The sequence below is a fragment of the Pedobacter sp. D749 genome, from assembly GCF_019317285.1.
GTDB lineage: Bacteria > Bacteroidota > Bacteroidia > Sphingobacteriales > Sphingobacteriaceae > Pedobacter.
On record NZ_CP079218.1, the window covers coordinates 519920 to 544632 of the forward strand.

At 38.6% G+C, this 24713-nt stretch carries 19 protein-coding genes and 1 pseudogene; 15 read left to right on the plus strand and 5 right to left on the minus strand.

The genetic code is table 11. The annotated features are described in order from the left end of the window. Nucleotides 1–51 precede the first annotated feature (51 nt). The 7 genes and pseudogenes from glgB to KYH19_RS24115 all read left to right on the plus strand — a co-directional run. Nucleotides 52–2016, plus strand: a complete 1965-nt coding sequence (gene glgB, locus KYH19_RS02055; RefSeq protein ID WP_219077380.1) for a 1,4-alpha-glucan branching protein GlgB — start codon at nucleotides 52–54, stop codon at nucleotides 2014–2016. A gap of 1287 nt (nucleotides 2017–3303) precedes the next feature. Continuing rightward, nucleotides 3304–5481, plus strand: a complete 2178-nt coding sequence (locus tag KYH19_RS02060) for an Ig-like domain-containing protein (protein WP_219077381.1) — start codon at nucleotides 3304–3306, stop codon at nucleotides 5479–5481. Nucleotides 5482–5520: 39 nt separating this feature from the next. Then, the gene (locus KYH19_RS02065; RefSeq protein WP_219077382.1) at nucleotides 5521–6225 is read left to right on the plus strand and encodes a hypothetical protein; all 705 of its coding nucleotides are present in this window, start codon (nucleotides 5521–5523) and stop codon (nucleotides 6223–6225) included. Nucleotides 6226–6243: 18 nt separating this feature from the next. Then, a complete protein-coding gene (locus tag KYH19_RS02070) occupies nucleotides 6244–7179 on the plus strand; it encodes a gliding motility-associated C-terminal domain-containing protein (protein WP_219077383.1) in 936 nt (311 codons plus the stop codon). A 22-nt stretch (nucleotides 7180–7201) separates the two neighbouring features. Next, nucleotides 7202–8173 carry a type IX secretion system membrane protein PorP/SprF gene (locus KYH19_RS02075; RefSeq protein WP_219077384.1) on the plus strand — a complete coding sequence of 324 codons (972 nt, stop codon included), beginning with the start codon at nucleotides 7202–7204 and terminating at the stop codon, nucleotides 8171–8173. 691 nt (nucleotides 8174–8864) lie between these two features. After that, nucleotides 8865–9443 (plus strand): Crp/Fnr family transcriptional regulator, encoded by a 579-nt coding sequence (locus tag KYH19_RS02080; RefSeq protein WP_219077385.1) that lies wholly within the window; start codon nucleotides 8865–8867, stop codon nucleotides 9441–9443. 457 nt (nucleotides 9444–9900) lie between these two features. Then, a pseudogene (locus KYH19_RS24115) lies at nucleotides 9901–10014 on the plus strand (DDE transposase); the annotation flags it as partial. Between the two features lie 681 nt (nucleotides 10015–10695). Here the strand turns inward: KYH19_RS24115 and gap are convergent. The 3 genes from gap to pfkA are packed head-to-tail and all read right to left on the minus strand — an operon-like array spanning nucleotide 10696 to nucleotide 13532. Next, nucleotides 10696–11694, minus strand: coding sequence for a type I glyceraldehyde-3-phosphate dehydrogenase (gap, locus tag KYH19_RS02085; protein WP_029280245.1), 999 nt, complete (start codon nucleotides 11692–11694; stop codon nucleotides 10696–10698). Nucleotides 11695–11701: 7 nt separating this feature from the next. Continuing rightward, nucleotides 11702–12544: a hypothetical protein gene (locus KYH19_RS02090; RefSeq protein WP_121282345.1), complete on the minus strand. Its 843-nt coding sequence runs from the start codon at nucleotides 12542–12544 to the stop codon at nucleotides 11702–11704. 1 nt (nucleotide 12545) lies between these two features. Further along, nucleotides 12546–13532 (minus strand): 6-phosphofructokinase, encoded by a 987-nt coding sequence (gene pfkA, locus KYH19_RS02095; protein ID WP_057932582.1) that lies wholly within the window; start codon nucleotides 13530–13532, stop codon nucleotides 12546–12548. A gap of 111 nt (nucleotides 13533–13643) precedes the next feature. Here pfkA and KYH19_RS02100 point away from each other — a divergent pair, with 111 nt between their 5' ends. After that, a complete protein-coding gene (locus KYH19_RS02100; protein WP_051692040.1) occupies nucleotides 13644–14333 on the plus strand; it encodes an NUDIX domain-containing protein in 690 nt (229 codons plus the stop codon). 179 nt (nucleotides 14334–14512) lie between these two features. Here the strand turns inward: KYH19_RS02100 and KYH19_RS02105 are convergent, their stop codons facing one another. After that, nucleotides 14513–15373, minus strand: a complete 861-nt coding sequence (locus tag KYH19_RS02105) for an N-acetylglucosamine kinase (protein ID WP_132395084.1) — start codon at nucleotides 15371–15373, stop codon at nucleotides 14513–14515. 219 nt (nucleotides 15374–15592) lie between these two features. Here KYH19_RS02105 and KYH19_RS02110 point away from each other — a divergent pair, with 219 nt between their 5' ends. The 5 genes from KYH19_RS02110 (at nucleotide 15593) to KYH19_RS02130 (ending at nucleotide 22382) form a co-directional block, all read left to right on the plus strand. Continuing rightward, the gene (locus KYH19_RS02110) at nucleotides 15593–16618 is read left to right on the plus strand and encodes a low specificity L-threonine aldolase (RefSeq protein WP_219077386.1); all 1026 of its coding nucleotides are present in this window, start codon (nucleotides 15593–15595) and stop codon (nucleotides 16616–16618) included. Between the two features lie 103 nt (nucleotides 16619–16721). After that, entirely contained in the window at nucleotides 16722–18233 is a 1512-nt protein-coding gene (accC, locus tag KYH19_RS02115; RefSeq protein WP_219077387.1) for an acetyl-CoA carboxylase biotin carboxylase subunit, read from the plus strand. A 135-nt stretch (nucleotides 18234–18368) separates the two neighbouring features. Beyond that, nucleotides 18369–18953, plus strand: a complete 585-nt coding sequence (locus tag KYH19_RS02120) for a riboflavin synthase (RefSeq protein WP_219077388.1) — start codon at nucleotides 18369–18371, stop codon at nucleotides 18951–18953. Between the two features lie 162 nt (nucleotides 18954–19115). After that, nucleotides 19116–21764, plus strand: coding sequence for a glycoside hydrolase family 78 protein (locus KYH19_RS02125; RefSeq protein ID WP_219077389.1), 2649 nt, complete (start codon nucleotides 19116–19118; stop codon nucleotides 21762–21764). Nucleotides 21765–21920: 156 nt separating this feature from the next. Then, complete coding sequence (locus KYH19_RS02130) at nucleotides 21921–22382, plus strand: DUF4268 domain-containing protein (protein WP_219077390.1); 462 nt, start codon at nucleotides 21921–21923, stop codon at nucleotides 22380–22382. Here the strand turns inward: KYH19_RS02130 and KYH19_RS02135 are convergent. Next, on the minus strand, nucleotides 22379–23530 hold the full coding sequence (locus tag KYH19_RS02135; protein ID WP_219077391.1) for a hypothetical protein: 1152 nt from the start codon (nucleotides 23528–23530) through the stop codon (nucleotides 22379–22381). The genes KYH19_RS02130 and KYH19_RS02135 overlap by 4 nt on opposite strands. Nucleotides 23531–23660: 130 nt before the next feature. On the opposite strand from KYH19_RS02135, the gene KYH19_RS02140 reads away from it, so the two are divergent. Next, nucleotides 23661–23957: a hypothetical protein gene (locus KYH19_RS02140; RefSeq protein ID WP_121282359.1), complete on the plus strand. Its 297-nt coding sequence runs from the start codon at nucleotides 23661–23663 to the stop codon at nucleotides 23955–23957. A 12-nt stretch (nucleotides 23958–23969) separates the two neighbouring features. After that, complete coding sequence (locus tag KYH19_RS02145; protein WP_121282361.1) at nucleotides 23970–24560, plus strand: porin family protein; 591 nt, start codon at nucleotides 23970–23972, stop codon at nucleotides 24558–24560. Nucleotides 24561–24713 lie beyond the last annotated feature (153 nt).

Here is a 24713-nt window from a genome sequence, read left to right on the forward strand (position 1 = left end):
CCCCAAATACTGTTTAGTACTTGGGGCTTCATTTATCTAGCCAGAATACCTATGCCAGCAGCAAAAAAAGTTCCTGTAAAAAAAACATCTCAACCAATAATTGATAAACAGAAATCCGTTTGGATCCACAGTTTATTTACCGATTATGATATTGATCTTTTTCTTGTAGGAAAGCATTTCAGGCTTTACGAGAAAATGGGTTCGCATTTAACTACTGTTGATGGGACGGCCGGAACTTATTTTTCAGTTTGGGCTCCAAATGCCATTCGTGTCAGTGTAGTAGGTGATTTTAATAGTTGGAATAACAGTTCGCATCCGCTGAATGTGAGGTGGGATAAATCGGGTATTTGGGAAGGTTTTATTCCTGGTATTGCAAAGGGCGAAGTTTATAAATATTTTGTCAAAGGCTTTGATGAATCCGAGCATTTAAAGGGCGATCCTTATGCTAGAAGGTGGGAACTTCCTCCACAAACAGCTTGCATCGTTTGGGACACCGATTACACCTGGAAAGATAAAGCCTGGCTCAAAAAAAGGGCAAAATTAAATGCTTTGAACCAACCCATCTCGGTATATGAAATACATCTTGGCTCTTGGGAACGAGATCCGGCCGATCCGGAACGTATTTTAACCGCCAGGGAAGTAGCCGGCAGATTAGTACCTTATGTTAAGGAAATGGGTTTTACACATGTAGAACTAATGCCGGTAATGGAGTTCCCGTATTTACCGAGCTGGGGATATCAGATTACAGGATATTTTGGAGCGAGTTCTCGTTATGGTTCTCCGCAGGATTTAATGTATCTGATTGATGAGCTCCATAAAGCAGATATTGCAGTGATATTGGATTGGGTTCCTTCTCATTTTCCAGGTGACAGGCATGGTTTGTATGAGTTTGATGGAACACATTTGTACGAACACGCCGATATGCGGAAAGGTTTTCATCCCGATTGGAAATCGTACATATTCAATTACGACAGAAATGAGGTGCGTTCTTTCCTCATCAGTAATGCTTTATTTTGGTTGGATCAATACCATGCTGATGGATTGAGGGTAGATGCCGTGGCATCGATGTTGTATTTCAACTTCTCCCGGGAAGATGGAGATGCGGCAACAAACGAATATGGAGGAAGTGAAAACCTTGGGGCTATACAATTTTTGCAGGACCTGAATGTTGCCGTTTATGGAAATTTTGAGGGTGTACAAACTATTGCAGAGGAAAGCAGCACTTATCCTGGTGTAACCCATCCGGTACATGCCGGTGGATTGGGGTTTGGAATGAAATGGATGATGGGTTGGATGAATGACACGTTAAAGTATTTTAAAGTTGAAACACTCGGACGGAAACATCACCACCATCAGTTGAGTTTTAGCATGACTTATGCTTTCACCGAAAATTTCATGTTACCTTTCTCTCATGATGAAGTAGTGCATGGTAAATCGCCAATGCTTTATAAAATGCCTGGCGATGATTGGCAGAAATTCGCTAACCTGAGGGCACTTTATGGTTACATGTTTACTCATCCGGGCGCAAAACTGCTGTTTATGGGCAATGAATTTGGCGAAACCAATGAGTGGAACTTTACACAATCATTAGATTGGCATTTATTACAATATGCGCCACATAAAGGCATGCAGGAAACAGTTAAGGCTTTGAACTTTCTGTATCGCAAAGAACCTGCATTGTATCATTTCAATTTTAGTTATGAAGGTTTTCAATGGATTGATGCCGATAACACAAGCGAATCTGTGTTTGTGTATATGCGAAAAGGACCAAAGCCTAAAGATACTTTGGTTATTGCTATAAACTTAACTCCAGTGGTTCGGGAGAATTATAAAATCGGGGTACCGTTTAAAACCAAATGGACAGAGATTTTTAATACCGACGATCTTGTTTATTATGGAGGCGGCATAAACAACAGAGGCGATATTGTTCCAGATCTCAAAGAATATAATGAACAGGAATATTCAATAATTGTCGATTTGCCACCTTTGGCTGTAGTGATTTTTAAGAGCAAGTAAAAATATTATTGGTTCCTATATCACGCCAAAAACGCATATATAAGCATAATTTTGGCGTAGTATAGTTTTTATATTACGCCAAAACTTAATTTTTGGCGATCTCTGATGCTGTAAATTAAATATTTATAGAACAGGTTATAGGGAGGCCTGAAGAAAAATTGCTGCTCAAGAAATTGAAAAATCTGACGGGAGCGAATTAAGTACTATTCTTAACGATAATTACAACATATCAAGTCACAAATAATAAATGTTATCCGGATTTTGTACAAAAAGAGATTATGGATGTGCTATTGGTGATTATTCAGAAAACCAGTTATCAATTTTAAATAAGAAAAGCTTCCCATTGCTGGAAAGCTTTCTTAAACCCTGGAGTGGAAGCTTCCAGAGAGGGTGCAAAGATACAATAACCATTTTATCTTGCAAATATTATTTTTAGAATAATATTTATGCTAATAACAGTTGTATGAAATTTTGTTGTAAAGTTTTGATAGTTAGTGTTTAATATTTTTTTACGTTAAAATTTATTCTTTCGGTATGGGCCGAATATCATCGAATTTGGATTAAGGTTCGCTCCGTTAACCATAATCTACCTGTTCTGACAGGGATCAGTAAGTTTTGCATCGATAAACTAACAATCTTTAACAAATCATGGTTACTTTAATCTGGAATTGACGCAAGCGGTTTTTCAATGTCCTTAAGTTAAGGATAAATCTCAAAAAGATGTCGCGCTGAGGGGTAATTTATTGTATAAAATCAATGTAAATGACAGAAAGTTTTAATGCTAAGTTTTGGCGAGGAATCGTCATTGCGAGGAGGCCTTTTCAGCCGACAAAGCAATCTTACAACTATCGCAAGTAGCGAGCGCTTTAAGATTGCTTCGTGCCTCGCAATGACGATCTTTCTATTGGAGCTGTCATTGATAGCTTATTCGAAGGGGATTTATTCGCGATTTATCAATATCAAGAAGTCTTCGGCTACGCTCATACTGACGACCGCGGTGCTTAACTTAATGACATTGATCGTTCCACAGGGTGCGAAGGTGTAATAGTTGGCTAAAATTTCCATCCCGAAAGTAGACCCAATACCTCTAAGTGATTTAGTTTGGTTGATAAATATTTATAAAACAGGTCTTTATGTCTTGATTGAAAGGCTTTAATGAATAAAGTGAACGGATAATGTAGCGTTGGTTCGCAATACTTTTGTATTGCGAGTAAACAAACAAACTTAATTTTACGTTATCCCAAATCTACATTGAAAAGGCGCTCCGGTCAATTTTTATTGGTATTTGTGTTATTTTTTATACCTGCGTATTTATATGCACAGTGTGAAAATACAAAGCGTACTTACGCAGATTTTCAGGGATCATTCCAATACGGATTTAAGGTATTGGGTGGGTCTTTAATTATGGGTACCATTTCAGATGCAGGAAACGCTGTTAATGGAAAGGTTAAAGATGCATCAACATTAGGCGTTGGACTTGGCCTGGCAGGATTGGCATCTTCGACCCAATTCTTACAGTTTAGCGCTGCTGGTGGTTCACCCAGATCAATTCTTGCCAATACTCCCGTTACCATAAAAATTTCACTCCCTACTGAAGTCTTAAGTGTTCTAAGCGGTGTAGAGATAGGAACATTTACAGGTTTGCATACTGTTGATGCTGATTGGCCACTATTGGGATTGCTTGGTCCAGGTCATGATGCGGGATATGCGGCAACTACTGTCCCAATTTATAACTCAACCAATATAGCAGGTGTAATTAGCGGCTCTGGAGAGGTTGAGATTACACTCACGCCCAACCAGATATACAATGGGATTTACGTAAAAGTATCGGGCAATTTACTCTCGGTAGCATTGTCTACAAAGCTGTTTCATGCCTATATTATGGAAACGACTACTGATAAGATTGATTGTGATGAAGTAATTGATGTTTTATCAGGAGTACAGCCTACTGTTATTGGCGGGGTGTTAAATGCAACCGGAAAGGTAACTGATCCTTTCAATTCGATAGATAACGATAAAGATAGCTATGCGCTGATGGATGTTGGGGCGTCGGTATTAAACAAAATATACCTTACGGCAATATTTAATAAACCTTCTCAGCCGAAAGATTCTGTGAGCATTATAATAGGTAAGCCAGGGGGCGGATTACTTAATCTAAATTTACTTACGGGATTTATCATTCAGCCTTATTTAAATGGGGTCAAAGCGGGCGATGCCTTCGATAATACAGGGACTTTTCTAAATCTTAGGCTTTTTCCGGGGTCAACAGATAAATATGTACTCACCTTTCCGATTACTGAGGTTTACGACCGTTTAGAAATCACTACCGGTGGATTGGCCGGTGTGCTGGGCTCACTTCAGATTTATGATATTAAAAGGAAATTAGCTAAACCACGCACATTGATTGATCCTATCGCTGAGGATACCAGAGCCATCTGTCAGGGAGAAACCACCACCTTTTCCGTTAACAATCCACAGGCCTGTACAGAATATAAATGGTATGATGCTGAAACAGGAGGTAATTTGTTGCATACCGGAGAAAATTATACTCCTCCATCCTCGCTACTTGCCGGAGATTATAGTTATTATGTACAAGGCAGCAGAACGTATTGCGTAACCGGAGTTTCTGAAAGACTCCGTGTAAAATTAAAGGTTAATCCATTACCTCCTCTTGATGTTCCGGGTACAATAATTTGCAGTGGAGCTACGGCTACGTTAGCGGTCAGTAATTCAGATATCGCCCAATATACATACAATTGGTATGCTACTTCCAATGGCGTTGCACCATTTAATACAGGAGCAACCTATACAACGCCCGCCCTTACTGCAAACATTACATACTACGTAGAAGCCATTAATACATTAACAGGCTGTAAGAATGTCGGGGGGCGCAAAGCAGTATTGGTAAATGTTAAGCCTATTGCTGTCGTAAATCCGATTATTGGCGTAAATACCATCTGTGCAGGAACTACCACAACTTTAACCAATAGTAATCCTTTGGGTGTTTGGACCAGTAGCGATGTGGCCATTGCAACAATAGATGCGACAGGAAATGTCACAGCAATTGCAGCAGGAAGCGCTGTCATCAGTTACACCGTTGCCGATGATGTTACTTATTGTGGGAAGAAAGTGGATTTTAATTTAACCGTAAATCCACAGCCAAATTTGACTTTAGGGTCAGATCCGGGAATTTGCGAAGGACTTACTACAACTAAGATTGCTTATACCAATCCTGTTTTTAACCCAATAACCTATAGTATTTCCTGGACGGGGAATTTACTGCCCGCTGTTCTTAATCAGGCTTTGCCAGCAAATGAAATCACCATTATTATACCTTCAACAACTCCTGTAGCAGTTTACCAGGGAGTTTTGGCTATTAAAAATGCAAATGGCTGCGTACGGGCTATCCCATTTAGTCTTAGGGTAAAGCTTGTGCCACATAAACCAACAGTATCTATTAATTAAAAAAGAAAATAAATTATTCATCCCTAACAAATTAACATCATGACAAAAAAATCTACAAAACTAAATCTAAGAATCTTTGCATTCTTAATGTTCTTATTGCCGCTGGGTGCCTTTGCGCAGACTACAACGTACGTTTGTGGAGCAAATTCTGCTACTTTGACACCTGATTTTCAGGGATATGTGCCTGTTGCAGGAGATAAGGTTATTTGGAAAGATGGAGCAACAACCGTAGAAACAATTACTTTTCCAAATGCAGATGGTGGTAAGTACGTTACTCCGACAACCTTACCTGAGGGTGCTCACGAATACACTGTACAGGTAATAACAGCTGACGCAAATTTATGTCCTGGTGATGTATCTGATAAAATTAATATTTATAAACTTCCAGCGCCTGTCGTTACAGCATCATCATCTGTTCCTTCAGCCTGTGTTGATTTGACCACCAGACCGGTAGTGACTGTTGCTCTGTCGTCCATTGCTCCACCAAGCGGTGTTACCATTACCTATAATTGGACTGTTACATTAGATGGTGTTACGAAAACACTTTCTGATATAGCAGATCAAACCGGTAATTCCCTTACAATGAAGTCGGGTATTGCCACAGGTACTTATGTTTTTTCTGTAGAAGCAAGTTACAACGGCAACGGTGCGCCGATTCTACTAGCTGCTAACTGTAAGGATATCAAAACTGTTACCGTTATCCTAACGCCTAAACCAGGAAAACCTACAATAACAGTTGGCTAGTAGGTTAATCGATTCATGATGTTTAACAGGTTAGGGATAATTGTGTTCGGTGTGCTGCTGCTTTCTGCAGCAGCATGCTTTGCGCAATCTAGCAATCCGAACACGCTGAACCTTAAACCAGGCGTAACTGTTAAACTGAGGGCCAATGGTACAGGTGCTACCTCTTATCAATGGTTCAAAAATGGAAACGCCTTATTAGGCGCTACCGAGCAAGATTATGTGGTAAATGCTGCCGGAAAATATACGGTTATTACTTTTAGTTTAGGTGGCTGTAGTTCAGACCTCTCCGAAGAGATGGAAGTGATTATGGAATCACAGATCTCAGCAGATGTTTCCATCGTTAAAAGATCTGAAAGCAGACAGGTAATCAATACCGAGGTATTTAAATACAATTTATTGGTGCGTAATAACGGACTCGGTGAAGCTACCAACATACAGGTAAAGGATGACCTTCCAGAAAATTTAACCTTTGTAAGTGTTGATCCTGCTGTTGTTGGTACTGCAAGTTATAACGATCAAACCAAGACGGTTTCCTGGGCTATACCATCACTTGCTAATGGCAGTTTTGTTGAACTGATCATTAATGTAAGGTCGATGAAACCTGGTAATGTGGTTAATCGTGCTACTGTTACGATTGATGAACCAGATCCCGATCTATCAAATAACATTTCTGTGGATACCAAGGAAATTACCGGACTTAAAATCCCAAATGTGTTTACCCCAAATGGTGATGGAAAAAATGAAACCTTTTTTATTGAGCGGTTGGACCTTTACAGCGAAAATCAGCTTACCATTATTAATCGCTGGGGAAGTACGGTCTATGAAAAGAAAGGCTATTTAAATGACTGGACAGCGAACGGTCTGGTAGACGGAACTTATTTCTATGTGATTAAGGTAAAAACGGCAAGTGCTCAATGGCAGGAATTTAAAGGCTACGTAACCGTAATGAGATAGATGAAAGTTAAAATGTGAGGATATGAAAAAGATAGTTTTAACGACATTGTTTAATTTATTCTGCCTTTGTCTGTTTGCTCAGCAGAATGCACAGTTTGGACAATATATGTTTAACGGTTTGTATATCAATCCGGCTTATGCCGGCTACAAGGAAGAACTCTATATGCAGGCTTTCGTCCGGGCTCAATGGACAGGTATTCAGGGTGCTCCCCAAACGCTTTCCATATCAGTAGATGAAGCAGTTAAAGAAGAAACTCTGGGTTTGGGTTTATTGGTATCTAAAGATAAAATTGGCGCGCAGAACTCGTTAAACTTATCAGGGAATTTTGCTTATCGCATTAAATTAGACCGTACTGAAACCAATGTGCTTGCATTTGGCGTTGGAATTGGTGTAATGCAGATGGGACTGAATGGGAGTTTACTAGATCCGACCGAAACTGGCGACAACAGGATTCCGACCGGATATGAGAGTAGGACTGTGCCGGATGTCAGGGCAGGCGTGCACTATTCGAATGAGAAATTCTTTATCGGTTTCTCTGCCAATAACTTGCTTACGCAGTATCTTCCGGTTTTTAGGGATAATAATCTCCTCAATATTGCTTCCAAGCCGCATTTTTATTTAACCGCTGGTATGGTATTCCCAATGAATGATGATTTTATGTTCAAGCCTACTTTTTTGATTAAAGATGATTTGAATGGGCCAAGCTCATTAGATCTTAACGCTTTTTTAATGATCAGGGAAAAGCTTTGGTTAGGTGCAGCGTATAGAACCTCTGTAAAACTTTATCCTAAGCCAGCACTGCAAAACAATTTAAGGGCAAGAAGTGCCGTCGGACTCGTTACTGAGTTCTTTGTTCGCGAAAACCTGCGGATTGGCTATGGTTACGACTACAGTTTAAATAAATTGGGTAACTATGATTATGGCTCACACGAAGTTTCCATTGGTTATTACCTGCAAACTGCAAAAAGCAGAAGACCAAAGTGTTACTTCTGATAGTCAAGCTCCTGTAAGTCTAACTCCCTGTTTTTTAGGCTAAACTAAATTTCTTTGAAAATATACTGCCTTGTTATTCGCTTTCTCTGTAAAAAATGAATGGAACAAATGTTATGAGATGCTTCACCTCGATTTCGTGTTTTATTGGTCAAGCTATGCTGCTTATACTCCCATTCGGTTGTTTGTTTTTTGGTTGTGATATAACAAACAAATATTCAGTATGTTAAACAATAATGTCAAATCATTCAGGCAATCTTTGTTTTAAAGAGTTACCCCTTCCAAACGTGTTGGTTGTAAGAATGGTTTATCTGGCGATAAGCTCTTTTTTACTACGGCAAAAGCGAATGATCGTGATACATTTAAGGCACTCTACAAGAAGTATTCGGCAGCAATTTATGGTAATATCGTAAAGTGTGTAGGTGACGAAGAAAAAGCTAAATTAATTTTAGAACAAACATTCCGTGAAGCTTGGTATTATTTTCCACAATTTGATGAGACTAAATTCAGAATTTTTACCTGGATAAATCAGTATGCGCTTCAAAACATTAAAGAATATACATTACAAAGCTTGTAGACAGCATAACGGGTACATTATTCTACTTTATTTTGATATATCATTTAAAATTGCTATAATTAAGGGTCTAAAGTCTATCTCTGTTTGTTTATGCTCGAATCCCGTAAGGTATTTTTGGTGAGCGCTGTATTAAATTATTTCAGCAGTTTATGTCCAATAACATCTGGATTTATCCAGGAAATAAAAAAAAATGTAGAGCCTCTTCTAATCAAGAAGAATAAATACATTTTATCGCCTCTTGATAATAATGATTATGTTTTTTTTGTAGTATCTGGTGTGGTAAGAGGTTTTATTAAGGATGGTAATAAAGAGATTACCACCTGGATTAGTCTAGGAGATGAATTGATTGGGGCAATTCAACATCCTGATGAACACCACAAGCCTTCTATTGAATATTTGCAGGCATTGGAAAATTCAGAATTAGTTGCCATTCCGCGCTTATTGATTGATAAGCTTTATGCCAATTACCAGGAAACGAATGTTATTGTCAGAAAGATTTTAGCGCTTCAGTATCATGTCGCTTCTGAGCGGGCTATAATCGCTCGAATACCTTCAGCAGAAAGGCGTTATGAAAAATTCCTGGAACTAAATTCCATTGATATATCTAGAGTACCTTTAAGGTGTTTAGCCAGTTATTTAGGCATGCGCTTAGAAACACTTAGCCGTATACGCAGTAAGTTGGTAAGGCAGCGCTGATGTAATGGGTAAAAATGTCTCTCAGTTGATCTCAATTATAACAGGTTAGTCGATCCGTGAGGGAAATATACATATGCTCACATATTACTATGTATTTTTTTACCGATTAATATGCAACATGGATCTGCGCATGCTAAATACTGTATTTGTGGACGTTTAGGTTGCACTTATAAGCCACTCTGCTAAGGAAATTTTATTTGTTTATGTTTAGGGTACACGCTTCCCTAAAACCAAAACAGATTTATTGAAGAATTTTTCGTTTTTTTTCATTTAAATTCAAATCTTCATCAAATCTTAATCTTTCTGTCGTAATATTGTAGGCATAAGGGGTGAGAGCCTTATACCAACTTCATAAGTTGAGAGCGTTAATTTAGATAGGGGATGTAGCCAGTGGCTACATCCTTTTTGCGTTATTAATTTTAGTAATCCAGATGGGAGGTAGCTTGGTGTTGACCCAACAAATGCTTCTGCTGAATCTTTCAATGCAAAGATTAAAGCTTTTAGATCCCAATTCCGAGGGGTGAAATGCATAAAGTTTTTCCTATATAGGCTAACTCAACTATATGCTTAAAAATAATTAGGGATTAAGTTTTGGTGTTGACCCTGTTTGATGAAATAAGAATTATGAATGGTTAAAAAAGAAATATTAATTCAACTCTCCTTTAAATAAGAAAAGGGACAACTTATCCAAGCTTGTCCCTTTTTTCTAACCAAATATAAACCTGTTATGAGCCAGGCTTTGTCTTTAACTTTCTTTCTAAACCGGGGCTTATCCAGGAAGTGATTTATCTTTTTTATTGTTAACAAACATCGTTCCGTTTATTACTCTACAAATATAGTAAAAAAAATGATAGTGTAAAAAATACACTAAGAAAATTTTAAGTATTTTTTTTGTCATTTTTTATTTCCTGTTCTTTTTTCATGAGCTTTTGGGATTTAAAATGATCGTATTGCAAATATAAGGTTAAAATATGTTAACGAATTGTTAAATATTATCAATTTATAGTATTATTTAGTCAAATGTTACTTGGTTATGGATGTAAAGTTGATTTAGCCTGACTTTTTTGAAATTATTTTAGTTTTTCTGCTTTGTAAGTGAATTTTGCAGATTAAAATTTTATATAATTAATTTTTTGAGTGATTTTGAAATGTAATTTTACAGGTGAAAATCTTGTTTAAAACAAAAAAGGCAACATTAATTGAATAATGTTGCCTTTTATATGGTTTTAAAATCGCTTAAAGCGTTTTTTCGTTACAAACTTGCGTAGTATTCTACAAATTTAGCTAATGCAGAAGAATATCCCCATTCGTTGTCGTACCATGATACCACTTTAACGAAATTATCATTTAATGAAATACCAGCTTTAGCATCAAAAATCGAAGCGTGGTCATCACCAATGAAGTCAGAAGAAACAACTTCATCTTCAGTATAAGCCAACACACCTTTTAATTCGCCTTCAGAAGCTGCTTTCATAGCGGCTTTAATTTGCTCGTAAGTAGCTGGTTTCTCTAAACGTGCAGTTAAATCTACTACCGAAACGTCAGCAACAGGAACGCGGAAAGACATACCGGTTAATTTACCTTTTAATTCAGGTAAAACCATACCTACAGCTTTAGCAGCGCCGGTAGAAGAAGGAATGATATTAGAAAAACCACCACGGCCACCTCTCCAGTCTTTAGCAGAAGGACCATCAACTGTTTTTTGGGTTGCTGTTACAGCGTGGATTGTACTCATTAAACCTTCAACGATACCGAAGTTATCGTTTAAAACTTTAGCAATTGGTGCTAAACAGTTCGTAGTACAAGATGCATTCGAAACAATAGTTTGGTCTGCAGTTAATTTATGGTGATTAACACCCATTACATAAGTAGGGATATCGCCATCTTTAGCAGGGGCAGAGAAAACTACTTTTTTAGCACCGGCAGCGATGTGTTTTTCTGCATCGGCACGGGTTAAGAATAAACCTGTTGATTCGATTACCACTTCTACACCTACAGCATCCCATTTCAAATCAGCTGGGTTTCTTTCTGCAGTTACACGGATGGTTTTGCCATTAACAACTAAATTACCATCAACAACTTCAATAGTGCCATCAAATTTGCCATGTGTAGTATCATATTTTAACATGTATGCCATATAATCTGGCTCGATCAAATCGTTAATCGCTACAATATCCAATCCTCTTTTTAATGCGGCTCTGAAAACCAGTCTGCCAATACGGCCAAAGCCGTTTATTCCAATTTTGCTCATTGTTTTGTTAATTAGTGTAATGTTTTAATAAATTTTGTATTGGTTCTTTAATGATGCTTTTAATCTTTAAATCATATTTGCCGGCCACAAACCTTAAACGGTCTTCGAGTTCGGCAGCTACTTTGCCTACAATATGCAGCTCACTATCTTTATGTTTCTGCGATGTAGGCAGAACATAGGTTTCGAAATATTTTTCGAATCCCTCATCAATCAGTTTACTGATATATTCGTGTTTGCTGTTATGGGTAATGAAATCGAAAAATGAGGTTAGAAATATATTTGCCTGTGGCTTATTATAAATACGTTCTAATATTTGAGGGCGGTCCAGATTGTGTGTTAATATAAATTTGGCCTCAATATCCTGTGGCATTTTTTTGCTTAAAAATTCTTTTAGGAGTATTTTTCCAAAATAATTCGAAGAACCTTCATCGCCCAATATATAACCTAACCCAAAGTTGTTATTTATTGGCTTTTTCCCGTCGAAGTAAGCACAGTGTGCACCACTTCCCAGCATACCAACAATACCTGGCTGATCATAACAAGCAGCTTTAGCGGCGCCAAACAAGTCATTTTCTACTACAATTTTACTGTATTTAAAAAATGATGCCAGGGTTTTGGCCAATTCCTCTTTTCTGTCTGCTGATGATGCCCCGGCTGCGAAAAAATAAATTTTCTTTATGTTTTCTGCATTGTTAACTAAGGTTACTTTTTTGTTTAAAATCTGTAAAATCGTTTTTGGATCAACAAAGCAAGGGTTCAGGCCTGTAGTATTACAATGTGCTACCACCTGTCCATTTTGTGTTATTTTCCAAAATGCTGTTTTCGATCCGCTATAAACAACTGCTACCATATTATATTGAAAGTACCTCTGTCATTTCCATTAAATCGGGCTCGAGTTTAAAAGAATGAGCAGTTAAAGCCTCTCTTATGCTGGTTAATTTTATTTCATTTCCTTTTAAACCGACCATTTGCTCCGTTTCGCCCGCAATTAACGCATTTACTGCGGCAAAACCTAAACGACTGCCCAAAATTCTGTCAAAACTGCTTGGGCTACCACCACGTTGAAGGTGGCCAAGTATGGTTACTTTGGTGTCGTAATGATCAAAAGTTTCTTTTACCTTTTTAGCAATATCGTAAGCACCGCCTTGTTTATGGCCTTCTGCCACAATAACGATACTTGATGATTTTTTTGTTGCTGCACCTAAGGCCAGTTTATTAATCAATTCATTTACGCTGGTTTCCTTTTCAGGCAACAGAACAGCTTCGGCACCACTTGCAATTGAACTCCTGAGTGCAATACATCCAGAATCGCGTCCCATTACCTCTATAAAGAATAAACGGTCGTGCGCATCTGCTGTATCCCTGATTTTGTCAATTGCTTCGATTACAGTGTTAATCGCTGTATCGTAACCTAAAGTAAAGTCAGATCCTACTAAATCGTTATCAATAGTTCCTGGTATACCGATCACTTTAACCCCAAAAGTTTCCGAAAAACGTTTAGCTCCGGTAAATGTTCCATCGCCACCGATGACCACTAATCCATCGATATCGTTTTTCTTTAAGTTATTGTATGCAATCTGCTGACCTTCGTCTGTTTTAAATTCTAAACAGCGTGCAGTTTTTAATATGGTGCCGCCCAGGTGTAAAATATTACTTACAGAACGGGCGTCCATTGGTTTTATGTTGTCGGTTATTAAACCCTGGTAACCTTGCATTACACCAAACATGTTAATGCCATGGTAAATTCCGGTACGAACAACAGCTCTGATTGCTGCATTCATTCCAGGGGCATCGCCTCCAGAAGTTAATACAGCTATATTTTTTATATTTGGCTCCATCTTTATAATACGAATATAGTGTGTATTTTTTACACTAAGTAATTTATTTTATTTTTTTTACTTAATATTGAAAGTCATACCTTTATCTGCTTAAAATAACTAAATTTTACTTTGGAACAAATTTTACCTCACTTAGATTCTGTATTCTCAATAGATTGCGTTTTGTTTGGATTTGATGGTAAGGAATTAAAAATCCTGCTAATTGAAAGGAATGAAGAGCCATTTAAAGATTGGTGGGCACTGCCCGGTAATATTGTTGGCCCTGATGAAAGTTTAGATCAATCAGCCTCCCGGATTTTGTACGAGCTTACCGGTTTGCGCGGTATTTACATGGAGCAGTACTATGCTTTTGGCGATCCGCACAGGCACCCACAAGGTAGGGTAATTACTTTGGCATACTATGCTTTGATTCGTTTGGGTGGAGATAAAGAATTACGCCCGATCAGTACTTATGCCAAACGGGCAAATTGGCTGCCAATAACCGATCTGCCTAAACTGGCTTTCGATCACCAGAAAATTTACGATAAAGGATTGGAAAAAATAAAACGACGGATTAAACACCAGCCTATTGCTTTCGAACTCTTGCCAGAGAAATTTACCTTAACACAATTGCAGCATGTGTATGAGCTGGTTTTGGGTAAAAAACTCGATAAAAGAAACTTTAGAAAGAAGATTGTAAGTTTTGGGGTATTGAAAGAACTCGACGAAAAACAAAAAGGTGTGTCGTACCGTGCAGCTACTTTGTACCGCTTTGATAAGCGTAAATACGCGAAACTTTTTGGTAAGGAGATTTCTTTCTAGCGGAGAGGGTTGAGCGGAGGGCGTTAAGCGTGGAGCGGAGAGTTGAAAGAAAGAAATAATTAAACCTGTTGTATAAAAAAAAAATCCCGGTTTGAAATTTCAAACCGGGATTTTTTTGCTTGTATATATTATATTTTATAACGACTCTGGACTAAAGACTCCAGACTTAGGACTGAATACTAAGCCTTAGGCGCTAACTCCAGGTGGTAATGAACCAGGTCATCTATAGGAGAGCGGATAATTTTACCCACACCCATTTCGTAACGGTCAGCTACAATACTTAAAATATCACGGAAACTATAACCAACAGAACCCACACAGTTTAATTTGTGGTCTTTGTAGTTAGGATAGTGGATGACCAAAGCTTCGAAAAATGCAGTAAAAGCATAATCAATGGTAGCAAAGGCATAATCCTCATAGTTATCTTTAAAATCGTATAAGAATTTACTAAAACTTGCGCAGAAACGGTTTGGCAATGGCTTATTGTAAATGTTATCGAAAATATCTTCGTTGGTTAAGGCATAGTTATCGTAAAAAGCTTCACGTAAGCCTTTCGGCATGTAACCTTTCATGTAATCGCTCAAAATGCGTTTACCGATGTACGAACCACTACCTTCATCACCCAGGAAATAACCTAATGAATCAATGTTCATGGTAATTTCAGATCCATCGTAAAGACATGAGTTGGTACCTGTACCTAAGATAGCAGCAAATCCTGGCTCGTTTCCAAGAAGTGCCCTGGAAGAGGCAAGTAAATCATGACCTACAAAAATTGTTGCATTGATAAAGATTTGTTGCATGGCATCGGCCACAATCTTAACATTTGCAGGTGTAGAACAGCCGGCGCCGTAGTAATAAACTGCTGTTAATTTCTCTCTTTCCAAGTGGTCTGGAAGAGTCTCATTCAAAGACTTTACAATGTACTCTCCTTTGGAAAAATATGGATTGTAACCTTCGGTGTTAAAGTAAATTTTTCTGCCGGCCTCGTTAATCAAACACCAATTTGTTTTGGTAGATCCGCCGTCTGCAATTACTATCATTTTATTTATTTTTGGTTTTAGCACGATAAAAGTATAAAAAGTCTTATATTTTGTATCCTTTTTTTTAATAATTTTTTAACAATTTGTTATTGTCGGAAATTAAGTGTGTAAAAAATACACTATATAGGTTCTTTAATCACCGAAAAACCTTAAAATTATACCAGAAAAGGCATTGGTCTTTTTTTTAACGTCAAAAATATTTTACAACAAAATAGCAAAATGAATAATAGATTTTTAGATTTCAGGAGCGATACGGTAACCAGGCCAACGGCAGGAATGTTGGATGCGATGATGAATGCAAAAGTGGGCGATGACGTTTTTGGCGAAGATGAAACGGTGCATACATTGGAGACAAAACTGGCCTCGACCTTTAATATGGAAGCCGGATTATTTTGCCCGTCGGGAACGATGACCAACCAGATTGCAATCAAGTGTTTTACCCAGCCTATGGACGAGGTAATCTGCGATCAGACTGCACATGTTTACCGTTACGAAATTGGGGGCATTGCCTTCCACTCCGGCGCATCGGTAAGGCTGTTGCATGGCGAACGTGGGATTTTGACGCCAGAGCTGATAGAACCTGAAATCAATGAAGATAATATTCACTATCCCAACTCCAGTTTGGTTGTTTTGGAAAATACAGTGAATAAAGGTGGCGGAAGCTGTTATACCTTATCACAGATTGCGCCTATTCATCACCTTTGTAACATAAAAGGACTAAAGTTGCATTTAGATGGTGCGCGTATTTTTAATGCACTAACGGCCACAGGCGATAAGGCAGGGGAATACGGTAAATATTTTGATGGCATTTCGGTTTGTTTATCTAAAGGACTCGGTGCACCAGTGGGTTCGGTATTATTAGGGGGCAAACAAATGATCCATAAAGCACGTAAAATCAGGAAAGCTTTTGGTGGGGGCATGCGCCAGGCCGGATTTTTAGCCGCTGCCGGTATTTATGCGCTTGATAACCATGTAGAACGTCTAAAAGAAGATCATGCCCATGCGCAAGCTTTGGCTAATGCTTTAGCTACCGCAAAATATGTAAAATCAGTAATGCCTGTTGAAACCAATATTGTTATTTTCGAGGTAGAAAAAGGATCGGCAGAGAAAATTGTTAACCAGTTAAAGGAAAAAGGGCTGTACTGTAATACCACCAGTGCGAGTACTATTCGTTTGGTAACACACCTGGATTTAAGCCCTGAAATGATCGATCAGGCAATTGAAATAATATTACATTTGTATTAGTCGGAGGTCCGAAGTCGGGAGCCCGAAGTCAATAGTTTTATAGTTCATGATCAATAGTCAGATAGTTCATTTACAATCTGCATATACACAAAGCCTAACCAAAATGCCCGAAAACTCCAAACTCCAAACCCCAATCTCCAAACTCTTAATCGCTAACCGTGGCGAAATTGCTTTGCGTATTATGCGTTCGGCAAAGGAAATGGGGATTAAAACGGTTGCTGTTTTTTCTGAAGCAGACCGGAATGCACTGCATGTACGTTACGCCGATGAGGCGGTTTGTATTGGTCCGGCTCCCTCTAACCAGAGTTATTTAGTCGGTGAGAAAATTATCGATGCCTGTAAACTAACGGGTGCTGAAGCCATTCATCCGGGATATGGCTTTTTATCAGAAAATGCAAATTTTGCACAAATGGTTGCTGATGCCGGACTCATTCTGGTTGGTCCTTCGCCGCAGGCTATGGAAACCATGGGTAACAAATTATCAGCAAAGGCAGCAGCGCTAAAATATAACATCCCGATGGTTCCCGGAACAGAAGAAGCCATTCAGGATGTAAACGAGGCAAAACAGCGTGCAATCGAAGTTGGTTTCCCGATATTAATCAAAGCTGCTGCAGGTGGTGGAGGTAAAGGAATGCGCATTGTAGAGCGGGCTGAAGATTTTGAAGAACAGATGCAGCTTGCCGTAAGCGAGGCTACCTCAGCCTTTGGCGATGGAGCTGTTTTTATCGAACGTTATGTTACCTCTCCAAGGCACATCGAAATACAGGTTCTGGGAGATACTCATGGCAATATTGTGCATCTTTTTGAACGTGAGTGTTCTGTGCAGCGGCGTCATCAGAAAGTGGTAGAAGAAGCCCCGTCAGCTGTTTTAACTGAAGAAATCAGGCAGCAAATGGGAAAATGTGCGGTAGATGTAGCCCGTTCCGTAAATTATACCGGAGCGGGTACGGTTGAGTTTATTTTAGATGAGAACCTCGATTTCTTTTTCCTGGAAATGAATACCCGCTTGCAGGTAGAGCATCCGGTAACTGAGCTGATTACAGGTATAGATCTGGTAAAAGAACAGCTAAAAATTGCATCTGGCGAAAAATTGAGCTTTAGTCAGGAGGACTTAAAAATCAGTGGACATGCCATAGAACTTAGGGTATATGCCGAAGATCCGGCAAATAATTTCCTGCCTGATATTGGTGTTTTGCAGACTTACAGCACACCTAAAGGCAATGGAGTAAGGGTTGATGATGGTTTTGAGCAGGGCATGGAAATCCCGATTTATTATGATCCGATGATTGCAAAATTGATCACTTACGGAAAAGATAGGGAAGAAGCCATAGAGCGAATGGTGAGGGCTATCGAAGAATATGATATTACGGGGATAGAAACTACTTTGGGTTTTGGTAAGTTTGTAATGCAGCACGAAGCTTTTAAAACGGGTAATTTTGATACGCATTTTGTAGGCAAATACTTTAAGCCTGAAAGTTTAAAGGTACAGGATGAAACCGAAGCCTTAATTGCTGCGGTAATTGCTGCAAAGCTGTTTGAAAAAAAAGAGGGGAAGTTGGGTGATGCAGTTGTTAAAAGTACTTCTGATTGGAGAAAAAATAGATTGAAATACTAGAATAAAAAGAATCATCACCTGATAGATCGTCATTCCCAACTTGATTAGGAATTGTAATGCCTTAGTCGAGTTTGTATGTAGCATTATGGTTCCCGCCTGCGCGGGAATGACGTGTAGAAAAAAAAGAAGTATAAAATGTTCACAGGAATTATAGAAACACTTGGCGAGGTTACTGCCATTAAAAACGACCATACCAATATTCACTTTACCATTTCTTCCGCAATCAGCCATGAGCTTAAAATAGACCAAAGTGTAGCCCATAACGGCGTATGTTTAACGGTAGTGGCGCTGAATGATGGAACACACACGGTTACCGCAATTGATGAAACCCTCAACAAAACCAATTTAGGGGATTTAAAAGTGGGCAGTAAAATTAACCTGGAACGCTGCATGCAGATGAATGCCCGTTTAGATGGACATATTGTACAGGGCCATGTAGACCAGACTGCTGTTTGTGTTAAACGCGAAGAACTGGATGGTAGCTGGGAATACCGCTTTAAATATGATGCCGGTGCCGGAAATGTAACCGTAGAAAAAGGCTCGGCCTGTGTAAACGGTATCAGTTTGACGGTGGTAAATTCCGAGGCCGACGAATTTTCGGTATTTATCATCCCATACACTTTTGAACATACCAATTTACAAGAGGTTGAGGTTGGTGATACCGTAAATCTAGAATTCGATATTATCGGCAAGTATGTTGCCAGATTAATGAATAGATAATTTTTATCACCTTTTTTAGGTTAATGGTCTGTTTTGTAGTTGATTGATTGGTGATTGGCGTTATTTTAACGTTTAATTTTTCATGACAGTGCAGGATGGTTGGTTGAATTATATTGCTGAATATAGTAGTGTTAAAATTAAAAAATTTAACACTAACCATTTATGAACAGAATTTCCCGCATGTTAAGCGCAATGTTTACCATTGCCTTATTATTTTTATTTACAGAGAATGCTTCAGCTCAAAAAATCTCCTTAAAAGATTTAACTGTTGAGCATTTGGTAAATCCTTTTAGTGTTGATAACCCAAAGCCCAGATTTAGCTGGAAAATTATTTCAACAGCAAAAAATACCAGGCAGAAAAACTACGAAATCAGGCTGGGTACCTCGCCAAAAATTGACAAAGTTTTATGGAAAACAACTATAAATAATGATCAGTCGGTTCTGGTGGCTTACGATGGTCCCCAATTATCATCCAAAACCAAATATTACTGGCAGGTTAGGGTAAAAGATAATCATGGAAATACTTCCTCTTGGTCACCGGTGCAATATTTTCAAACGGGTTTAAAGCCTGAAGATTGGAATGCGAAATGGATCACAGTAGAAGGTAAAGATACTTCACTCGCTAGTCCACTGTTTAGAAAAGAATTTAACCTCAAAAAAGAAGTAAAATCTGCCATGGCTTACATTACTGCTAAAGGTTTGTATGAGGCCAATATTAACGGCGGGCGTGTTAGTGATGCTTATTTTGCTCCAGGATGGACAAGTTATAAAGATCATATTCAGTACCAGGTTTACGATGTTAAGCAATCGCTAAAGAAAGGCGCCAATGTAATTGGCGTTTCACTAGGCGATGGCTGGTACAAGGGGCGTATCGGATTTAGTAATCAAAAACAATTTTATGGCGATACCAGGGCATTGTTAATGCAATTGGAAGTGGAATATACCGACGGAAGCAAAGAAACCATTGTAACGGATAATAGCTGGAAAACAGGTTATGGGCCGATAGTGGCTTCCAATATTTATGATGGAGAAACCTACGATGCCCGGTTAGAACTCAATGGCTGGAATAATATTGGTTTTAAAGAAAATACTACCTGGAAACCAGTGCAAGAACTGGCTATGGGGGCTGAGAAATTGATTGGAATGAGCGGGCCGCCGGTAACCAAACATGAAGAATTTAAAGCTTTAAAAATATTTAAAACGCCTTTAGGCGAAACGGTAGTCGATTTCGGACAGAACCTGGTAGGCTGGGTAATGTTAAAAGCCAAAGGTGCAGCAGGTACAAAAATTACCATTAGCCATGCTGAAGTATTAACCAGAGAAGGGAATTTTTATACCACCAACCTCCGTACAGCGAAGCAACAGAACAACTATATATTAAAAGAGGAAACCGAGCAGGTATTCGAACCACATTTTTCTTTTCAGGGCTTTAGGTACGTCAAAATAGATGGCTACCATGGTGAGCTGAAGTTGGAAAACCTTACCGCTGTAGCTGTTTATTCGGACATGAAAACCAGTGGGAAATTCAGCACTTCCAATCCTTTACTAAATCAATTGCAGCATAATATTAGCTGGGGACAGAAAGGGAATTTTGTTGATGTGCCAACAGATTGTCCTCAAAGAGATGAACGTTTAGGCTGGACAGGGGATGCGCAGGCATTTGCCTCAACTGCGGCATATAATATGGATGTATCGGGCTTTTTTACTAAATGGCTAAAAGATGTTGCTGCAGATCAGCTTCCAAATGGTAGTGTTCCATTTGTAATTCCAAATGTGCTGAACCAAAATGATGCAGGTTCTGCAGGCTGGGCTGATGTGGCTACCATTGTTCCCTGGGATATATATGTATCATATGGAGATAAAGGGATTTTGGAAAAGCAATATGAAAGCATGAAAAAGTGGGTTGATTATATCTCATCAGTAGCAAAAAACAACCTTTGGAATACGGGTTTCCACTTTGGCGATTGGTTGTTTTACCGGCCAAATGATGATAATGATGGGCGTGCCGCAGTGACGGATAAATATATGATTGCGCAAACATTTTACGCACACTCAACCCAGTTGCTGATAAATGCGGCAAAGGTATTGGGTAAAACAGACGACGTAACGAAATACAATGCGCTGTTAGAACAGATTAAAACAGCTTACATCAAAGAGAATATGACACCTAGTGGCAAATTGATCTCTAATACGCAAACGGCATACGTACTGGCTTTACAGTTTGATATGCTACCTGAAAACTTACGTCCACAGGCCGCACAAAGACTGGTAGATAATGTGAGGGATTACGGGAACCACCTGACTACGGGTTTTTTGGGTACACCATACCTTTGTCATGTATTAAGCCGTTTTGGGCACGAAGATGTTGCTTACGATCTGTTGTTGCAGGAAAGTTACCCTTCATGGTTATATCCTGTTAAAATGGGAGCAACCACCATTTGGGAGCGCTGGGATGGCATTAAACAGGATGGCTCTTTTCAAACAGCAGATATGAATTCTTTTAACCACTACGCTTATGGCGCCATTGGCGATTGGATGTATAAAAATATTGCCGGTATTAATCCTGTATCAGCGCAACCTGGTTACAAAAACATTTTAATTGCACCAAGACCAGGTGGGAAATTAACCAATGCCTCGGCAGAACTGGAAACGGTTTATGGTACGGTTAAATCAGCATGGACCATTGCAGATGGCATTTTTAAGCTGGATGTAACTGTGCCAGCCAATGCAAGTGCTACCGTAGTATTGCCAAAAAACGATAAAAAAGAAGAAATAGGATCAGGTAGCTATCATTTTGAATGCAAATATTAATCGCTAATATTGCAGCATTGTAAAAAGAACACAAAAGATCGTCATTCCCAACTCGATTGGGAATCTTAATGCGCTGAGTAGTAAGATTCCCGCCTGCGCGGGAATGACGATTTAGATTAATGATGATAAGGCCTCTATTATATGCGGCAAAAATAAATGTACAGTAAAGAAGAAGCAGCCCGTTTGCGCCAACAGTTTTGGATCAGTTTTGGGCAATATATGAAACCTGTCCCTTCAGCAAGCGGTTCGACCGTAAACTGGACGAACTACAAGACTGGTGTGAAAAACATCTTCTTTAAAATGGATGTTGATGGTAAGAAGGCATTTATCAGCATTCAACTCTCGCATCCTGATTCTGAAATCAGGCACCTCATCTTCGAACAGTTTGAAGAGTTTAAGCTGATGTTTAGCAATACGGTAAATGAAGAATGGGGCTGGATTAAAGATGCAACCGATGATTTCGGAAAAACGGTATCTCAGATTTCAATCAGCATTACCGGAGTAAGCATTTTTAATCAACAGCACTGGCCTACGTTAATCTCCTTTTTTAAACCCAGAATAATTGCCTTAGATGAATTTTGGGATAATGTAAAACCTGTTTTCGAAGATTTGGTTTAATCAGCCAGATTTAGCTGTGCAATCCTATCCTTTGAAAATTTAATTTCTTCTTTATCATCAGTCAAGTTGGGCTTACTTTTTAAGTAGAGGTTATAATATTTAAGTGCATTTTTCCCTTGTTTTAATCTGGTATCGTAAAATACCGCTAAACGATAATATAGGGTGGGCGTTGCTTTAAACTGCAGTCCTTTCTTGTAGGCGGCGTTCGCAAATGTTAACTGGTTGTTTTCTTCGTAAACCAAACCCAATAAAGAGTAATAGCTGGAAGTATTGGGTGAAATGGCTTCATCTATGGTTTTCTTAGTATAAATAGCCGCCTGTGGATAATTCTTTAGTGCGCGGTAACTAAGTGAGGTATAATATAAAGTCGCTTCATTCTCCATCGCGGCTGCCTCCAATTGTTTAAAAAGATCGATTGCTTTCTGGTGCTTTTTGGTGTAATAATAGGCCTTTGCCACATCTTTTATCACCCCTGCATCGGAACCATCTTTCAATAGTTTCTCTCCCGATGCAATCACTTCGCTGTACTTTTTAAGCTGGTTGGCAATAGGAAGTTTCGCCCTTTGCAGTACCAGGTTATCACTATCTCCTTTAATGGCAACATTAAGTACCTCGTAAGCCTTTTCGTATTGCTGATAAGCAGAATGTTCTTCAGCAAGATCGGTAGCAACATCGCCCTCTAGTGGGTTAATCTGATTAGCTTTTAACAAATATATAAGCTTTAACGAATCCTTTGGAGAATTGTATAAATTGGCTAGCAGTTTATACACACTAAAATTATTGCTGTCTATTTTTACAATTTTACTGTAATACAGTTTGGCCTTTTCGGTATTACCTCTTTTTGTATTAATACTACCAAGGCTGAAGAGAATAGGCAGGCTCTGCGGTTGCAGTGTATAAGCCTTACTATAAAATTTTTCAGCTTCTGCATTATTGCCGGCCATTAAAAAACAATAACCAATCTGGCTGAGGGTTTTAAAATCGTTCACCTCTTCTCCATAAATACTTTTGAGGTATTGAGCAGCATCAGCATAACGCTGGGTCTGATAGAAGTCGAAAAGTTTTTCTTTATCGATCATGGTTGCGTTTTGTGCGTAAATACCTATACTTAAACAAAGCAATGCCAGTAATGTGAGCAGTTTTTTCATAATGGTTAATATTTAACTAAAATATTAGTTGTTTTTGATAATTCCAAATCCGTTTTAAAAAATTAGGGAAACAAAACAAAATAGGGGGTAAGGGGTTTATACAGAATAGTTGAACTAAAAAATAAGACCTATGAATACTTTAAAGAAGTTTGAATTAATGGAAAAGATTGTGCGTGAACTGGAAGATTTACAAAATTCTCAGCAGGCACTTATTCAAAAAATTGGTAAAATTGAAGTAGATAATATTGAATTGGGTGATAGCCGCCTGGAAAAAGATTTACCAGATATTCATCAAAATTTAGCAGATAACTTAGATACTATCTCAGGAATTTTAGATTACTTTGCGGGTAAAACACAAAACTTTGGTGATAAAAACAATGTTGATGCTTTAAAAGAACAAGAAGCCATTAACAATGCCACCAGCTAAATTTAATCGCATATGAAATTTTTATCTTTAACCGTTGCCTTTTTGCTTGTTGGCTTATTTGCCAGCGCACAGGTATTACCGTCTTTCCAGCTGGGCATTAAAGCTGGTGCAAATTTTTCGAAATTTGATAGTGAAAACACTTTTAACAGCAATAACCGCACTGGTTTTTACGGTGGCCTTTGGGCTAGGGTAGGTGCAGCAGGCGTTTATTTTCAACCAGAGCTTTATGTATCAGGAAAAAAAGCGGATTTAGTGAGCGATGCAACGGGAGAGGTAAATAAAGTACGCTTTACAAGTCTTGATGTGCCGCTATTGGTGGGTACAAAATTCGGCGCTGCCGGTATCGGACTCCGTTTAAACACGGGGCCAATGTTCTCCTTGATATTAGATGAAAACCAAAGTTTTGGTCAGGCAGCAGGAAGTGTATTCAAAGCCGACTTTAAAAATCAAGCTATGGCTTGGCAGTTTGGTGCAGGTTTAGACCTGAAAAAACTAAGCTTTGATGCACGTTACGAACTTGGCCTGTCAAAAATAAACAAAGCAGGTTATCCTGGTACTAAGCTAAATTTATTTACGGTTGGTTTAGGTTATAGGATTCTGTAATAAAAATTATTAAGAAAAAAAGGTGTTCATTAAAAATGAACACCTTTTTTTATGCCTTAAATTTTATATATGTATTGTTTCTACCTATCTGAAAGGCTTTATCAGGATTTTTAAAAGATAAAATTTGCTTTTGTAAAATTGTTGATTACATTT

What these genes read in the sequence shown, in the direction of transcription:
- glgB (WP_219077380.1), top strand. Translation starts at nt 52, where the DNA reads ATGCCAGCAGCAAAAAAAGTTCCTGTAAAAAAAACATCTCAACCAATA.
- KYH19_RS02065 (WP_219077382.1), top strand. Translation starts at nt 5,521, where the DNA reads ATGACAAAAAAATCTACAAAACTAAATCTAAGAATCTTTGCATTCTTA.
- KYH19_RS02070 (WP_219077383.1), top strand. Translation starts at nt 6,244, where the DNA reads ATGTTTAACAGGTTAGGGATAATTGTGTTCGGTGTGCTGCTGCTTTCT.
- KYH19_RS02075 (WP_219077384.1), top strand. Translation starts at nt 7,202, where the DNA reads ATGAAAAAGATAGTTTTAACGACATTGTTTAATTTATTCTGCCTTTGT.
- gap (WP_029280245.1), bottom strand. Translation starts at nt 11,694, where the DNA reads ATGAGCAAAATTGGAATAAACGGCTTTGGCCGTATTGGCAGACTGGTT.
- KYH19_RS02090 (WP_121282345.1), bottom strand. Translation starts at nt 12,544, where the DNA reads ATGGTAGCAGTTGTTTATAGCGGATCGAAAACAGCATTTTGGAAAATA.
- pfkA (WP_057932582.1), bottom strand. Translation starts at nt 13,532, where the DNA reads ATGGAGCCAAATATAAAAAATATAGCTGTATTAACTTCTGGAGGCGAT.
- KYH19_RS02105 (WP_132395084.1), bottom strand. Translation starts at nt 15,373, where the DNA reads ATGATAGTAATTGCAGACGGCGGATCTACCAAAACAAATTGGTGTTTG.
- KYH19_RS02110 (WP_219077386.1), top strand. Translation starts at nt 15,593, where the DNA reads ATGAATAATAGATTTTTAGATTTCAGGAGCGATACGGTAACCAGGCCA.
- accC (WP_219077387.1), top strand. Translation starts at nt 16,722, where the DNA reads ATGCCCGAAAACTCCAAACTCCAAACCCCAATCTCCAAACTCTTAATC.
- KYH19_RS02120 (WP_219077388.1), top strand. Translation starts at nt 18,369, where the DNA reads ATGTTCACAGGAATTATAGAAACACTTGGCGAGGTTACTGCCATTAAA.
- KYH19_RS02125 (WP_219077389.1), top strand. Translation starts at nt 19,116, where the DNA reads ATGAACAGAATTTCCCGCATGTTAAGCGCAATGTTTACCATTGCCTTA.
- KYH19_RS02130 (WP_219077390.1), top strand. Translation starts at nt 21,921, where the DNA reads ATGTACAGTAAAGAAGAAGCAGCCCGTTTGCGCCAACAGTTTTGGATC.
- KYH19_RS02135 (WP_219077391.1), bottom strand. Translation starts at nt 23,530, where the DNA reads ATGAAAAAACTGCTCACATTACTGGCATTGCTTTGTTTAAGTATAGGT.
- KYH19_RS02140 (WP_121282359.1), top strand. Translation starts at nt 23,661, where the DNA reads ATGAATACTTTAAAGAAGTTTGAATTAATGGAAAAGATTGTGCGTGAA.
- KYH19_RS02145 (WP_121282361.1), top strand. Translation starts at nt 23,970, where the DNA reads ATGAAATTTTTATCTTTAACCGTTGCCTTTTTGCTTGTTGGCTTATTT.